The sequence below is a fragment of the Candidatus Avelusimicrobium luingense genome (genome assembly GCF_902757105.1).
Lineage (GTDB): Bacteria > Elusimicrobiota > Elusimicrobia > Elusimicrobiales > Elusimicrobiaceae > Avelusimicrobium > Avelusimicrobium luingense.
In genome coordinates, this window is sequence record NZ_CACVTK010000005.1 from 140,464 (window position 1) to 155,504 (window position 15,041).

A 15,041-nucleotide genomic window follows, 5' to 3' on the forward strand; every position below is an offset into this window, starting at 1 on the left:
TTATTATGAAACTAAACTTTACCCTTCGCAAACTTACCGAAGTAATGCACGGCAAGCAAGTCGGCGGCTCACCCGATACCGTTGTTACTTCGTTTGTAACGGATAGCCGAATCGTAGCCCCCGGTGATGCATTTATTGCGTTGAAAGGCGAACAATTTGATGCCCGGCAATTTATCGGCCAAGTATTAGAAAAAGGAGCCAACGTCGTAATTGCCCAAGAAGAAGGTTTTACAGTGCCCACCAACACAAAAGCCGCTTTTATTCTTGTTCCGGATACGAAACATGCCTTGCAGGCCATCGCTAAATACCACCGCCAACACAGCACCCTTAAAGTGGCCGCCATTACCGGCTCTAACGGTAAAAGCACCACCAAACAAATGTTACGAGCCATTTGTCAAACGGCGGGGGAAACCGTCGCCAATGTAGGCAATTTTAATAACCAGTTCGGTGTACCGTTCTCGTTATTAGAAATACAACCCAAACATAAATTTGGCATATTTGAATTAGGCGCTTCCCACCCCGGAGATATCGAAGAAACGGCCCGATTAGCCATACCGGACGTAGCGGTAATTACCAATGTATCTGCGGCGCATTTGGCGTGTTTTAAAGATTTGGAAACCGTCTATAAAACCAAAACCGAAATTGCCCATTGCTTAAACAAAGGCGGCACGCTAGTATATAATGCCGATAATGAATATTTAGCCAGACTTAAAAAAGAATTTACCGGCAAACAAATTTCTTTTGGTTTTGCGCAATCCGCCGATTTGCGGGTATTAGACACGCAAGATTTCTCATTTATTTATCAAGGTAAAGCATTTATACTGCAAAAACATTTTGAGCGTCATGATAAATTAAATGCCGCAGCCGCCTGTGCCGCCGCCTTTGCACTAGGATTATCGGAAGAAAATATCCGGCAAGGGCTCCTATCGTTTACGCCCATGCCGATGCGTTTAGAGCGTATAGATAAAAAAGGCGTACACTTCATTTTAGATTGTTACAATGCTAACCCGGCCAGTATGCAAACCGCTTTGGAAATTCTCGGCCGTGAAAAATCCTCGCCGAAGATTGCTGTCTTAGGCGATATGAAAGAGTTGGGAGATACCTCTAAAGATTATCACCGCTTGGTGGCGCATCATGTGGTAGAAAACGGTATTAACGAAGTGTTTTTAGCCGGGCCGGAAATGCACTACGCGTATGATATTCTAAAAACGGCGTCCGGCGTAAAAGCCCATTATTCGCTGTCTTCCAAAGCATGGTTGGCAGACTTACAAAAGGCGTTGACTCCCGGAGCTGTATGTTTAATCAAAGCCTCGCGCTCGATGCGTTTTGAGAATATATTTAAGGAGATTTAACTATGATGTACTACTTATCCCTATTCAAAGATGATATTGGATTCTTGAATATTTTTAATTACATTACGTTTCGCACCGGCGCGGCGATTTTTACAGCATTCTTTTTGACGTTACTAATCGGCCCGCGTGTGGTAGCCAAATTACGTTCTTATAAAATACAACAAATTGAGCGCGAATATGGCCCGGCTTCCCACTTATCTAAAAGCGGAACGCCGACTATGGGCGGAATACTGATCTTTGTTAGTTTGATTGTCAGCGTACTCTTATGGGCCAGACTGGACAGTGCGTATATATGGTTGCTTATTTTTACCACCGTAACGTTAGGTTTTGCGGGAGTCATGGACGATTACACCAAACTTGTTAAGAAAAATCCCGAAGGGATGAAATCGTCTATTAAATTAGCCATACAGTTGTTTACGGCTATCGTGGTGGTAGGATATCTGGGAATGAATCCGCCAAATGCACAATATACTACCTCGTTGATTATTCCGTATATGAGCAAGATGTTTATCAATTTATCTGTATTCTATTTTGCGTTTGCCATGCTCGTGATTGTGGGCTCATCCAACGCTACGAATCTGACAGATGGATTGGACGGATTAGCCAGCGGATGTATGGTATTTACAGCGGTAACTTACGGTATATTTGCCTATTTGGCCGGCAATATTCAATTTGCCGATTACTTAAAAATCATCTACGTGCCCGGCGCGGGAGAAATTACCGTATTTATGGGGGCACTCGTCGGTGCATGTATGGGTTTCCTGTGGTTTAATGCGTATCCGGCACAAGTATTTATGGGAGATACCAGTTCCCTGTTTTTAGGTGGTGTAATCGGAACGGCTGCCTTATGCGTTAAACAAGAATTATTACTACCTATTGCCGGCGGAATATTCGTCTTGGAAACCCTATCTGTTATGTTACAAATGGGATATTTCAAATTAACACACGGCAAACGATTATTCAAAATGGCTCCTATTCACCACCATTTTGAACTGATGGGAATTGCCGAACCGAAAGTAATTGTCCGGTTTTGGATTGTAGGCGTTATGTTAATGTTAATTGCATTAGCATCGCTTAAAATTAGATAAGTATGGGGAAATTATTTAGTTCATCTTCACGCTCGCGCGGGGTGGTGCTTCACAAAACGACAGCCCACCGTCAATCTACGACGAACAAAGGAAATGATTGGCGACCGTTGCGCTTGGATAAGCGGTTGGTCATCATTACGTTTGCCTTTGTGATGACCGGGCTTGTTTTTACCTATTCGTCCAGTGCATTTTCTTCCGCGGCATTTTTTAAGCGACAACTTATCTTTGATATTTTAGGTTTAATTGTGGCCGCTATACTGACACAAACCTATGACCGTATCCAACAATCCAAATGGTGCAAACCTATTTATTTAATGTATATAACGTGGTTCTTTTTAGTGTGGGTATTGTTTACCCGTACGCAAGCCAATGTGCACCGGTGGATTGATTTTGGATTTTTCAAACTGCAACCTTCTGAAATTGCCAAAGTAACTTTGGTTATTTATATTGCGCATTATTTGGAAAGCGTAGCCGGACGGTTAGAAAGAAATGTCAAATTATTATTCAAACCAATGCTTGTAGCCGGTATTACATTGGGGCTTATTTTGGCCGAACGTGATTTCGGGACGCCCTTTTTAATGGGAATCGTATTTGTATGTATGATGTTAGTAGCCGGGATGCGTTTTCTGCATTTAGTAGTCCCTGCGGTTATTCTGTCCCCGTTGATTATCCACCAATTATTTTTTGTGGGTTATCGGCGTGACCGTATTTTCTCGTTCTTAAACCCGTTTGCCACCGAAGGCAGTACCGGGTATCAGTTGGTACAATCGTTCTTAGCCGTCGGTTCCGGCGGTTGGTTTGGTAAAGGATTAGGAAACAGCGAATTAAAATTAGAATATTTACCCGCCGCCCATACCGATTTTATTTTCTCGGTAATGTGTGAAGAATTCGGGCTATTTCGTATTGCGCTGATTTTATTTGGCTTTTGTTGGCTGTTAGTACGCGGTATTAGTTTGGCAGGAGTGGCCAAGACACATTTTCGCAGTTTGGTTATTTTTGGTTTAACCATTACTATTTGTCTGCAGGCCTTCTTTAATATGGCTATGGCAATTGGGTTAATGCCAACAAAAGGTATTGCATTGCCCTTCTTTTCCTATGGCGGATCATCCGTTATTATGACGCTGGTGATGATGGGCATTATTTTAAATTTGGCCGCCGTAGATAGCGCACAAAATAATTTGCGCGAAGATGTAACATCTTACAGAAACAGGAATAAATAACTTATGCAAAAACGATTTATTATTGCGTCCGGCGGAACCGGCGGACATTTTTACCCGGGCTTTGCTTTGGGAAAAGCACTTAAACAACGTGGATGTGTAGTTTTGTTTATTGTACGAAAGAATGATCCGGCCGCTGCTATTTTGAAAGCCGCTCATCTGAAATACCGTGAAATTGATTTTATGGGCTTACCGCGCAGTATTAACCCATTACGCCATATCCGTTTTACAGGTAAATTACTAAAATCATTACGGCAAACACGTGAAATTATCCGCAAATTCCGCCCGCATGCTGTATTAGGAACGGGGGGGTATATTTCATTCCCGCTGATTTTTACCGCACATTTTATGGGCATTAAAACCGCCGTACACGATTCTAATGCCCGCCTGGGATTAGCCAACAAAATATGCGGCAAATTCGCTGATTTATTCATGTTGGGCCTTCCGATAGATAAAAAACTCAAAAATGCCAAATTAGTCAGCACTCCTATCCGCCCGGAATTTGCCAATCCTACCGACCGGAACGAAATTTTCAGTAATCTTCAATTAGATCCAACCCGTCGTACCGTTTTAGTGGTGGGGGGAAGCCAAGGGGCTAAACACCTAAACGCGGCCGTTGCCCAACTGGCCAAAACGGCTACTACGTGGCAATTTATTCATATTACAGGGGAACGATGGTATCAAGACGTCAAGAATTTACATGGGGATAATCCCCGCGTGGTGGTTTTGCCATACAGCCACGAGATTTATGCCCTTATGCAAGTGGTAGATGCGGCAATTTGCCGCAGTGGCGCAAGCACCATAGCCGAACTGATTTATTGCCAACTGCCTACGATATTTGTACCGTTTCCGCATGCAGCGGCAAATCACCAGTATTATAATGCTAAAATTCTGGAAAAAGCAGGCGCGGCTCTTATCGTGACGGATGATGACCAATTATCCCAAACGTTACCCAAAGCGTTTAATCAGTTAGATAAACGTAAATTATCATTGATGCGCTATGCGTATTTACGTTTACGGTTACCGAACCCGATTAACGCTGCGCGCAATATCGCACGGATATTGATGAAATTATAATCAAAACTTTTACCATAAAAAATACCCCGAACTTCTGCTCGGGGTATTTTTTATTGCATCCAAAAAACTAAAGCGTTTCTATAAACTTACAAATGGATTCGTATTTTTCATTACCTCTCCAATCGCACCCTTTGGTGTTATCGTAAGGAGTAATCATATATTTGATTTCATATTCTGCAGCGTCACGATCACTGGGGGCATCTCTATCTGCAGCCGGATTGGCTCTGTCTATACGATAGATCAGTAATGCATCTTCTCCGAGGTCATAGGTAAAAGTCTGTGTGCGGTAAGAATCGCAGCCTCCTGATCCGGCAGCGCTCATCTTCGGAGCCCATTGGTCCGAGTTCAAATCTACATCAGCAATTTGATACCAATGGCACACCGGGGTTCCCATTTCGTTGGGATTGGCCTGATAATAGCGTTGAACGGCATCTTTAATGGCTTTTGCCGTCACTAATGCCTCGGTAGTGCGTGATTTTTCAATGGCAGATTCAAACTGCGGGATCGCTACGGCGGCCAAAACGCCGACGATTAAAACAACAACTAACATTTCAATCAAGGTAAAACCTTTTTTCATAATTTTTCTCCTATAATAAATCTACTAATAGTATAAGATTTTTTCGTATATTTCTCAAGGGAAATTTTTCGGTTATTTATAATCTAATTTATTTCCCGCGGATGCGTCGGATATTACGTTTATGCTCGTCATAAGTACGCGAAAAAACGTGTCTGCCTTCAGATTCGGCCACAAAATATAATGCTTCAAAATCCGGCTCGGGTTGCAAAACGGCTTTAATAGATTCATAACCCGGGTTACAAATCGGCCCCGGCGGTAGTCCGCCGTAACGGTAGGTATTATAGGGGGAATCGGTTTTCAAATCCCCATAAGTTAATCCTTTTTTCCAATAGCGGTTTTCTTTCAAATTATATCCCAAGGCGTATTGGACGGTCGGGTCGGCCTCTAATTTTTTACCGATATTAAAACGATTGATATAAACAGCCGCAATTTTCGGTCGCTCATCGTGCACAACGGCTTCACGTTCCACAATAGAGGCCAACGTAAGGACTTGATTTTCCGTAAGGTCGGTCGGGAATTGTTCAAACAACGGAACGGCGGCTTGATGGTATTGCTCCGTCATTTTGTTGATAACGGTTTGCGCCGGCGTATTTGCCGCAAAGAGATACGTAGAAGGAAATAATTTACCTTCTAATTTATCTTCCCGCACGATACGTATAAAATCGTGTGCATCGGTAATACCGATTTCGGCTAACCGCTCGGCAATTTCTTCGCTGCGCCAACCTTCTAAAAAGGTAACGCGCTCGTAGTGGGTGCAACGTCCGCTTTTGATGCAGTTGATGACTTCAAAATCGGACATATTTGTTCGCAAATCAAATTTGCCGGCTTTCAAATCGCTATCGTTTGAGGTAAGTTTTAATACAATTTTGAATAAAAGTTCACTGCGGATAATACCTTTCTTCTTCAGTTCCCGTGCTACCGAACTGCCGCTTTGCCCGGCGTTAATAGTAAACACCATGGGCGAGCCCGGACTAAATAAATATACTTTTGCTCCCCAGTATATTCCTCCGACGAGCAATACAAACACAATAAAGAGCAAAAGTAATTTTTTCATGTTTATTTAACCAGTTTAAAGAAATGACGTTTCCCGGCTTGTAACACGTCGCCGTTTTCAAAGGCTAATGGCCCGTCTTGGGTAATGCGTTCGCCTTTTAAGCGAACCGCGCCTTGTTCAATCAGCCCACGTGCTTTATTTTTGCTGGCAGCCGCGCCGGCAGCAAATAAAACGGCGGATAACATGGCCCCCGGTTCCGGCTTAAATTCCGGCATATCCGTCGGGATTTCTTTTTTAGAAAACACTTGTTCAAAATGGGCCAAGGCATCCGCGGCGGCTTGTTCGTTGTGAAAGCGCGTCACTAAAATGCCGGCTAATTTCTTTTTGGCTGCCATTGGGTGCATGGCTTTGATTTCGTCTAAATTTTCATCGGTTAAAAGTTCGTAATACATCGGCATTAGTTCATCGGGGATAGACATTAACTTGCCAAACATATCATTAGGTGCATCATTAAGCCCTACATAATTGCCGTATGATTTGGACATTTTTTTCACCCCGTCCAAACCGACGAGCAACGGTACGGTTAGCGCTACTTGCGGCTCTATGCCGTTATTTTTTTGTAATTGACGGCCGACGAGCAAATTGAAAATTTGGTCTGTACCGCCCAGTTCCACATCAGCGTGCAGAGCCACAGAATCTTGCCCTTGGAACAAACTGTAAAGCACTTCTAACATGCTGATCGGGTTTCCGGCGGCCATACGTTTTTTGAAGTCATCACGTTCCAACACTTGCGCGACCGTAATTTTTTGCAAGGTTTGCAGTAAATCTTTTCCGCTGACAAACGGCTCTAACCACTCGCTGTTAAAACAAATTTCCGTCTTGGCGGGGTCTAATACTTTGAAGGCTTGGTCGGTATAGGTTTTAGCATTTTGCAAAATTTGTTCGCGGCCCAAAACGGGACGGGTTGAATCGCGCCCGGACGGATCGCCGATAGCGGCCGTAAAATCGCCGATCACAAGTACGGCTTTATGCCCCAAATCTTGGAAACGGCGCAAGAGCGATAAGGCCACACTGTGCCCCAAATGCAAGTCGGCGCTGGTCGGATCACAACCGAGTTTTACTTTAAGCGTTTTTCCGCTTTCCAATTTTTTAGCGAGGTCTGCTTTGGACACAATATCCACGCACCCGCGAGTTAAAAAAGAAATTTGTTCATCAATCGTCATAAAATACTCCTAAAATAAATGTCGCTATTGCAACGGAGCAGCCGGTTGGGCTTGCATCCGTTGTTGGCGAATTTGGTTCATATATTGTTGTTGTTCTGTTTGTAATTGCATCATTATAGTATCCATTTCTTGTACACGACGGGATCCGTTATAGACCCCAAAAATAGAGAACAGTACCCACAGAACAAGCATTCCGTTAAATACAGCGCGTTTGTCCATAAATGCAGGATAATAATGTTTATCGCAAGCGCCAAAGCGGTTTTCTCCCGGAGTGCCCGGAATAATCATCAAAACTAAATTGAGAATTGCATAGATGACAACAAACACACCCATAACAAAAGAAAAAGAAATCGTACGAGTGAACAAAGCCACGAATATACCTATGATGATGAGGAAAGGCAACCCAAGCACGACGAGTAATGACCACCAGCCGGACCAATCAAAATCGTGCAGACGGCGTGCAATCAAAGCACAATCAAACCAACAAATAATTATACTCAATATTTGTTGCGCCAAAAGGGCTAACATATTGCCCTGCCCGGCCGACTGTAAAAGGGAAGATACCGGCAAGCAAATAATAACAAGCATCACTAACCAAAACAAAAATTCTGCCCGATTGGAACGGGAAGAAAACCCAAATAAATGTTTTAACATATCTTCTCCATATAGATATTATAGCAAAACCGTCGTAGGGTTGTTTTTACCCTATCTAATAAAATCATACGGATCAACAGCCAGTTTTGCCGTTACTTTTTTCTCCGGCTCAAACGAATCTAATAAAGCAAGCAGATCGGCCCGTTTTTCATTATCCGTCTTAAAAAGCAAGTATTGTTTTTTAAGGGTATCGGTTTTTTTAGCGCACCATACCGGCCCTAAAATTTCACTACAAAGCGATTGGGCCAATTTTTTAAGACGGGCCGTTTCTCGGTTTAACAAAGCCACATCCTTGGCTTTTAAGGTCATTTTGAATAAATGCACAAAGGGGGGATAATTGAAACTTTCGCGAAGTGCCATTTCCGTTTCGGCGGCATCCTTATAATCGGCCGCAAAAAGCGGGGCATAATCATACGATTCTTTATCGGCCGTTTGAATAATAAGCCGTCCATTTTTCCCACCTGATAAATGACCGCGCAACTCAAAAAGTAAGCGGGTAAATTTTTCGGTGGCACGATAATCGGATGAGGACAATTCCAATTCGGCGTCCAATACCGCACACAACGTAATTTTGGCACCGCGAAGCGCTCCTGCCGCCACTCTCGTACCGATAATAATATCCGCTTGTCCGTTCTTTAGCGCGTTTAATGCTTCAAATCCTTCGCCGTCTTTTGTGGCGAGCGTATCAGATTCCAAACGCAACAATTTGGCTTGTGGGAAAATTTTAGCGAGGTCTGCCGCTACTTTTTGCGTACCGCCGGAACGCGACTTAAAAATCAAATTATGGCACTTGGGACATTCCTGTTCAAGTGGGGCTTTTGCACCGCATTTTTTACATACAAGTATGGAGCCGTCTTTTGTCTTTTCGTATGCTAAAATACCGCCGCAGGTGCTACAACGCGCGTACGTACCGCAGTTCAAACAAGCATACGCGTTAGCATATCCCATACGGTTTAACACAAGTAAAGACATCTCACCGCGTTGTAAATTGTCGGTTAATTCCGAGACCAATAAATCAGACAAAAAGCGTGATTTTTCACCTTTTTTTTCGGCAAATTTGAGTTGGGGGGTAAACGCATGCCCCGGAACGGCCGACGTAAAAACAAGCCGTTTAATATGGCCTTGTTGGGCTTGGTGTTCTACTTCCACGCTGGGCGTAGCCGATGATAAAACAAGTACCGCTCCATGGGCTTTAGCGCGGAAAAATAAGACATCGCGCGCGTGATAATAGGGTTTATTTTCTTCTTGTTTATAATTATCATCACCTTCATTAAGCATAGCGGCAAAGCGTAAATTCTTAAACGGTAATAATACGGATGAGCGTGTACCGATGACAACACAAGGCCGTCCGGAAGAAATGGCCGCAAAGTATTTTTTCTTTTTACTTACCGGCATACGGCTATGCCAACAAAACACATTATCCGCGCCAAAACGGCCTTCGGCTTCGCTGATAAATTGCCGGGCGGCGGCAATATCGGGAACTGTAATTAAAATCTGCCCGTATCCCATTAAGGCTTTAGCGGCAACGCGTAAAACGGTTTCGGTTTTACCCGTATAAGCCGGGCCGTCTAATAAAAAAGCCGAGAAGGTGTATGCAGGTACATTTTCCAGCGCGTTTAATGCCGAAATTTGCGACGGCGTTAAATGATAGGATGGCATTGAAACAGTTACATTAACTTGCGGCGTAGGCGGTTGGAATTTGACGTAAGGTTCTACCGGAATCAGCCCGCCTAAAATCTGTCCGATAGGCCCACCCCACTGATTTTTAATAAACTGGGCAAGCGGAAAAAAATCAGACCCAAAAACAGGTTGTTTATCTATCAAAGCGACGATATCTTTTAAGGCAATATGAGCGGGAGCATCGGATATTTCGGTTACTTGCGTTACAATGCCGCCCGTTAATACACGCCCGAACGGCGCAGTTACACGCATACCGGGGCGAAGTTTATCCGCCAATTCAACCGGCACGCGGTAATCAAACGCTTTATCCAGCGGAACATCAAACGCAACTTTACAAAACATATTTATTTGGCGATACCTTTAAGCCCTAACTTTGCCATAACAAGTTGCAAATCTTTCCATGCATCCTTTTTCCAATTCGGATTACGCAGTAAGGCAGCCGGGTGGAAGGTAGCGAGAATTTGCACCGGGCGGGGGAGTTCCACACTGTCTAGATGCAAATTGTAAAACTGTCCGCGAAGTGCCCCTAACGATTTGGCATCCGAAATCAATGCTTTTGCCGACACACCGCCTAACGCCACGATATATTTCGGGCAGATGATAGCAATTTGTTTTTCCAAAAATTTACGGCAACAAGCAATCTCTTCGGAATTTGGGGCGCGGTCATTACCGTGTTTTTCGGGATGCTGCGGGTCCACCATAGGATGGCATTTAGCGATATTAGCAATAAAAACCTGTTCACGTGTAAGCCCCATAGCGGCAATCATTTTATCTAATAACTGCCCGGCACGCCCCACAAACGGACGGCCTTGACGGTCTTCATCATACCCCGGGCCTTCGCCTACAAACATCAGTTCAGTATCTACATTTCCTTCACCGGGGACGGCATTTAAGCGCGCACTGCCCAGCGGACAGCGGGAACATTGTTTAATAGTTTCTGCAAGTTCTTGCAAAGCGGCTTGTTTTTGGGCCGTAGTAAGCATAGGGGTTGCCTCCTGTGTGTTAGATGTAGTTTGCGCCGACGCGTTGGGAACAGCCGTTGTAGGATGTGTAACAGAACGAAATTCTATCGTTAACGTAGAGTTTTCCTGCATAGCGGGTGCCGTAGCCGGAGCGGGTTGTGCAGAAGTCACTTGTTCAGGGATGTGAGCCGATTGAAAAAATACCTCGACAGCAGTTTCTTGAGAAGTAACCGCCTGTTTTTTAGGAACACGTGAAATTGCGGCGGCCGCCTGATGAGGGGTAGCCGCCGTAGTTATAAATTCGTCTTCGTCACAACTTTGCAAGAAATTTTTGAGTTCTCCTGCCAGTTGGCTCAGTGAATTTTTTGCCATTATAATTTCAACGGTTCTTTGGCTTTGCGTTCCGCTTCTAAGCGGGCTTCTTCTTGGGCTTTCATTTCTTTTTCCAAGTTGTCTTTGCTGACGTGCAAAACATCTTCTTTAGAAACGCGGCCCGACAAAATATCGTCTAACGCTACTTTAATAACAACCGCGTGCGGTTGTCTTTTGTATTCATTTTTTTTGCGAAGTTGTTTAGCCCACATGGACGCGAGCACGACGATATCATAGCGATCGCCGTCAAAATCCATGAGTTTAGCATCTAATTCTTTTTCATTCTTTGCGGACATATTTCTCCCTCGTAATTATTTCAGATTTTTAATCTTTTTCAAATCTTGCCGTGCCACTTTGCATTGTTCGGCGGATACAATTCCGGCCATATCCGTAATGGCTTTTTCTAAATCGGCATTGAGCAAAACATAGTCGTAGTGGTCTAATTCCTGTATTTCTTTTTTAGCGGTTTCCAAACGCAGTTCAATATCTTGCGTGTTATCGTTGCGGCCTAAAATACGTTTTTTAAGTTCTTTTAGACTCGGCGGAATAATAAACACAAGCACCGCATTTTCATAAATTTTCTTGACGGTGCGCGCGCCTTGCACATCAATAACCAAAATAGGGCAGATGTTCTTTTTGATTAAATCGTCCACCGATTTTTTGGGAATTCCATAATACGATGTATGAACTTGCGCCCATTCCAACATTTGGTTTTTTTTGATGGCTTGTTCAAACTGTTTTATCGTCCAAAAGTGGTAATCTTTTCCGTTTTTTTCACCTTTGCGCGGGGCACGGGTGGTGGCAGTAATCACGCGCGCAACCGTTTTGTTGCGCTTAAGTACCGCATCAATAATCGTAGTTTTACCTGCTCCCGACGGAGAAGATACAATAATGGGAAACGCCTTCATAATGCTATTATAGTAAATAGAAAAGGCCGGGCGCAAGGGTTACAAGGACAGTTTATACACTTCGCTGGTCGTCCCGCCTACCGTATACGCATATACGCCGCCCATCGATTTGCAGGCTTTCTGATAAGTCGCTTTGCCGTCCGTGGTACAATAAATTCCTTTTAAGGGGGGATTATGCACAGGCGTAGCATTGTCAAAGAAATATGTTATTCCGGCGAGAGACGAAGGAATATACACTTCCACCCGATCTTCCGCAGAGCCGGCCCCATTGACGGCCAATTGCACCTTATATTTATTAGGAAGCGTAAAATTTGCCAAACTGCTGCTATTGGTGCTGCCTGCCGTATAACTGCTTAAATCAACACTCAGTGCTTCTAAATCGGTGGTATATTCGCCATTAGCCGCGAAATAGGCATCTTCGGCGTCTCTTATTGTTTTGGCCAGCGTAAAGCATTGCATTAAGCGGCTTTTGGCTACGGCCACATTATACTGCGGCAGGGCCACACTTGCTAATATGCCGATAATAAGAACAACGACCAATAATTCTATTAGTGTAAAACCATTCAAACGATACGATATTGTATTTTTCATAATCCCACGCCTTTCATGCTTTATTTTAATAAACACAATTTAACAAAAAAATATCCCTCGCGTAAAGCGAGGGATACAAGAATTACTATTATTTGGATTGATTTATATCGAAATCAAACTGCTTGTAAAACTCCGCCCAGACCGGTGCGTATGTTTTTCCACGATATTGGCTTTCTTCCGAGATAGCCACTTCAGTCATATGTTTAAGATTAGACTTGTATGAATAAGTAGACGGCGTATCACGTGCCGTAGAATATCTATAGGCATGATTTAACACCTTGATACATGCTTTTTTGGCTGTGGGATCTTTGATAGATTGAACCAGATTATACATCTTCTCCAACGTCGGTATCATATGACGCATATAATACGTGTGGTGATATGCCCGCGTTAAACTTGTTTCAGCCTCGCGAAGCAATTGTTCATGTATTTTCTCAAGATCTGTAATTTCCTTTTCATATGTCGGATATGTTTTGCGTAACTTATTAAATTGCTCCGCAAACATTTCGGCTTGTTTGGTTTGTTGAATAAGTTCGTTAATAATTTTTTCTTTTACTGCCATAGGGGTAGGTTTGGCCAACGACAGCGTAGGCAAAACCAATCCCAGAAGAGTCAATATAACCACCCAGTTGAATTTCATTATGTTCTCCTTGTCCGACGTAGATATAAGCTACATCCGGTAACCTTATATTTATTGTATGTAAAAAACAAACCAACCAACAAGGGTCAAAAGGCCCATACACCGCATAGGCCTAAACGTAAAAAAACAGGGGAAAAAGTTTTGCTTTTTCCCCTGTTAACACTGCGTTAATAACGTTTATTTTCTCTTTTTGGCAAGCACATCTAAAGATTTTTTATGTATTAAATATATCCTTGTGGAATAGGAGATATCGGAGCATTAAGTTCTTGCAAAGATAGCAGTAATGCCTTCATAAAATCTTCTTGATGCGGTATCAGAAGAGTATCTCGCACGTCGACGGCATCCAACGTAATCCCAGAAAAAGTTTCAGGGGTTTGTATCGGATATTTTTCCTTTACCGTCTGTATAATTTCGGGAGGTAAATGCGATATAATAGATTTATAAAGCGGACGTACATATTTAGCATTTTTACCAAAGGTTCCCTGTAAAAATTGCTCTTGATTGGCCGGCAAATAGGCTTGCAGCACGAAAGAATTAATAGATGGTGAATATTGTGCTGTCCAAACCATTTTAGGGTTTCTATCTTGCGGAATTGATATTGTACTTAATAAGTTCTCTGATTTCCCGATATAAAATCGACGTCCCGGTTGCTCAGACCAATTTTTAAGATCTGTTTGTGTAATTCCGGTTCCGTTCAAATAAGAGACAAGAGCAGGTATATTCATAGTACAGGATATATTCGGTATAGTAAGTAAAAACGAATTATTTTCAGCGGCAATTAAATTCAGCACCACATGAATCCAATTTTCCGTGTCAGTAGCAAACGTATTTTTGTTTTGATACAATTGTAACACTTCGTTCTTTTTAAGATGTTTATTCAAGATCAGTCCCGCTACAAAATAGTTATATTCATACAGTAACGCAAAGCCGTTATGATTCCGATATGTTTGGCGGATATCCCGTACCCCGCTAATAGTATGTACGGTTTGCTTGGCATTAACAGGTAGCCCATAATTATATTGAGAATAAAATGTAGCCAATTCCGATAATACTTTATCATGGCCCATCAAATAAGGCAAAATATGTGTACCTTCATGTATGCCCAAATTTATTTGTTCTATGAAAGAACGTTGCTCTTTCAAGGAAATTTTAATAATCCCTAATCCGTCTATGGCTTGATTGGAAGAATTAGACATGATAAGTTGCAAGCGCGAAAAATCAGCCTTAACCTGATACATATCTGCTATATAACGAACGCCCAAATAAACCCACAACAAATCGCTTAATGAACGATCTTTAAGAAATTTATCTGAAGAAATTATCTGTTTTACGGACAATGTATATTTGCCCAAAGAGATTGTTTCTTCTTCCAATTTGGAAGCGTTTGTTTCCAACCAACTTAAAAAATTATCCACCCGATACCATCCGGTTTCTCGTTTGGGATCATTAAAATTTTCACGATCGTAATAGTGTTGCAGTTCGGTCAGGACTACCGAGTAAATCGACGCAGTTGTTTGTTGGTTTACAGACACAAGTATTTGCTGTTGCAAATGGCCGTGCAAATTGCCTCCTTGCACTTGCAAAGTCAATAAAAAAACACACCCGATACTCATACATATGGTTGTAAATTGTTTCATCGAAATTACGCTCCCCTATTTTGGAATTATATATCTTGTATTATAATGGATATTTGAATAAAAAACAAG

15 protein-coding genes are annotated in these 15,041 nt (G+C 42.7%); 4 read left to right on the plus strand and 11 right to left on the minus strand.

Annotated features, from left to right (window positions below):
- Positions 1-5 precede the first annotated feature (5 nt).
- From ACQY3H_RS05765 to ACQY3H_RS05780, 4 genes are read left to right on the plus strand one after another with little or no spacing between them, the layout of a single operon-like run.
- A complete protein-coding gene (locus tag ACQY3H_RS05765; RefSeq protein WP_428075624.1) occupies positions 6-1,352 on the plus strand; it encodes a UDP-N-acetylmuramoyl-tripeptide--D-alanyl-D-alanine ligase in 1,347 nt (448 codons plus the stop codon).
- 2 nt (positions 1,353-1,354) lie between these two features.
- On the plus strand, positions 1,355-2,440 hold the full coding sequence (gene mraY, locus ACQY3H_RS05770; protein ID WP_428075625.1) for a phospho-N-acetylmuramoyl-pentapeptide-transferase: 1,086 nt from the start codon (positions 1,355-1,357) through the stop codon (positions 2,438-2,440).
- Between the two features lie 2 nt (positions 2,441-2,442).
- Positions 2,443-3,660 (plus strand): FtsW/RodA/SpoVE family cell cycle protein, encoded by a 1,218-nt coding sequence (locus ACQY3H_RS05775; RefSeq protein ID WP_428075626.1) that lies wholly within the window; start codon positions 2,443-2,445, stop codon positions 3,658-3,660.
- A 3-nt stretch (positions 3,661-3,663) separates the two neighbouring features.
- Positions 3,664-4,734, plus strand: a complete 1,071-nt coding sequence (locus ACQY3H_RS05780; protein ID WP_428075627.1) for a UDP-N-acetylglucosamine--N-acetylmuramyl-(pentapeptide) pyrophosphoryl-undecaprenol N-acetylglucosamine transferase — start codon at positions 3,664-3,666, stop codon at positions 4,732-4,734.
- 67 nt (positions 4,735-4,801) lie between these two features.
- Here ACQY3H_RS05780 and ACQY3H_RS05785 read toward each other — a convergent pair whose 3' ends face one another.
- From ACQY3H_RS05785 to ACQY3H_RS05835, 11 genes are all read right to left on the minus strand, one after another.
- Positions 4,802-5,311, minus strand: a complete 510-nt coding sequence (locus ACQY3H_RS05785) for a type IV pilin protein (protein ID WP_428075628.1) — start codon at positions 5,309-5,311, stop codon at positions 4,802-4,804.
- An 88-nt stretch (positions 5,312-5,399) separates the two neighbouring features.
- Positions 5,400-6,365: an endolytic transglycosylase MltG gene (gene mltG / locus ACQY3H_RS05790; protein WP_428075629.1), complete on the minus strand. Its 966-nt coding sequence runs from the start codon at positions 6,363-6,365 to the stop codon at positions 5,400-5,402.
- Positions 6,366-6,367: 2 nt separating this feature from the next.
- The gene (gene tyrS, locus ACQY3H_RS05795; protein WP_428075630.1) at positions 6,368-7,528 is read right to left on the minus strand and encodes a tyrosine--tRNA ligase; all 1,161 of its coding nucleotides are present in this window, start codon (positions 7,526-7,528) and stop codon (positions 6,368-6,370) included.
- A 24-nt stretch (positions 7,529-7,552) separates the two neighbouring features.
- A complete protein-coding gene (locus tag ACQY3H_RS05800) occupies positions 7,553-8,182 on the minus strand; it encodes a DUF805 domain-containing protein (protein WP_428075631.1) in 630 nt (209 codons plus the stop codon).
- 51 nt (positions 8,183-8,233) lie between these two features.
- The gene (priA, locus tag ACQY3H_RS05805; protein WP_428075632.1) at positions 8,234-10,204 is read right to left on the minus strand and encodes a replication restart helicase PriA; all 1,971 of its coding nucleotides are present in this window, start codon (positions 10,202-10,204) and stop codon (positions 8,234-8,236) included.
- Between the two features lie 2 nt (positions 10,205-10,206).
- Positions 10,207-11,196 (minus strand): uracil-DNA glycosylase, encoded by a 990-nt coding sequence (locus tag ACQY3H_RS05810; protein ID WP_428075633.1) that lies wholly within the window; start codon positions 11,194-11,196, stop codon positions 10,207-10,209.
- Positions 11,196-11,492 (minus strand): hypothetical protein, encoded by a 297-nt coding sequence (locus tag ACQY3H_RS05815; RefSeq protein ID WP_428075634.1) that lies wholly within the window; start codon positions 11,490-11,492, stop codon positions 11,196-11,198. Before ACQY3H_RS05815 ends, ACQY3H_RS05810 begins: the two co-directional genes overlap by 1 nt.
- 15 nt (positions 11,493-11,507) lie before the next feature.
- Positions 11,508-12,104, minus strand: a complete 597-nt coding sequence (gene gmk, locus ACQY3H_RS05820; protein WP_428075635.1) for a guanylate kinase — start codon at positions 12,102-12,104, stop codon at positions 11,508-11,510.
- A 39-nt stretch (positions 12,105-12,143) separates the two neighbouring features.
- Positions 12,144-12,695 carry a type IV pilin protein gene (locus ACQY3H_RS05825; protein ID WP_428075636.1) on the minus strand — a complete coding sequence of 184 codons (552 nt, stop codon included), beginning with the start codon at positions 12,693-12,695 and terminating at the stop codon, positions 12,144-12,146.
- An 88-nt stretch (positions 12,696-12,783) separates the two neighbouring features.
- Entirely contained in the window at positions 12,784-13,335 is a 552-nt protein-coding gene (locus tag ACQY3H_RS05830; protein WP_428075637.1) for a hypothetical protein, read from the minus strand.
- Positions 13,336-13,556: 221 nt separating this feature from the next.
- Entirely contained in the window at positions 13,557-14,972 is a 1,416-nt protein-coding gene (locus ACQY3H_RS05835; RefSeq protein ID WP_428075638.1) for a hypothetical protein, read from the minus strand.
- Between the last annotated feature and the right edge of the window lie 69 nt (positions 14,973-15,041).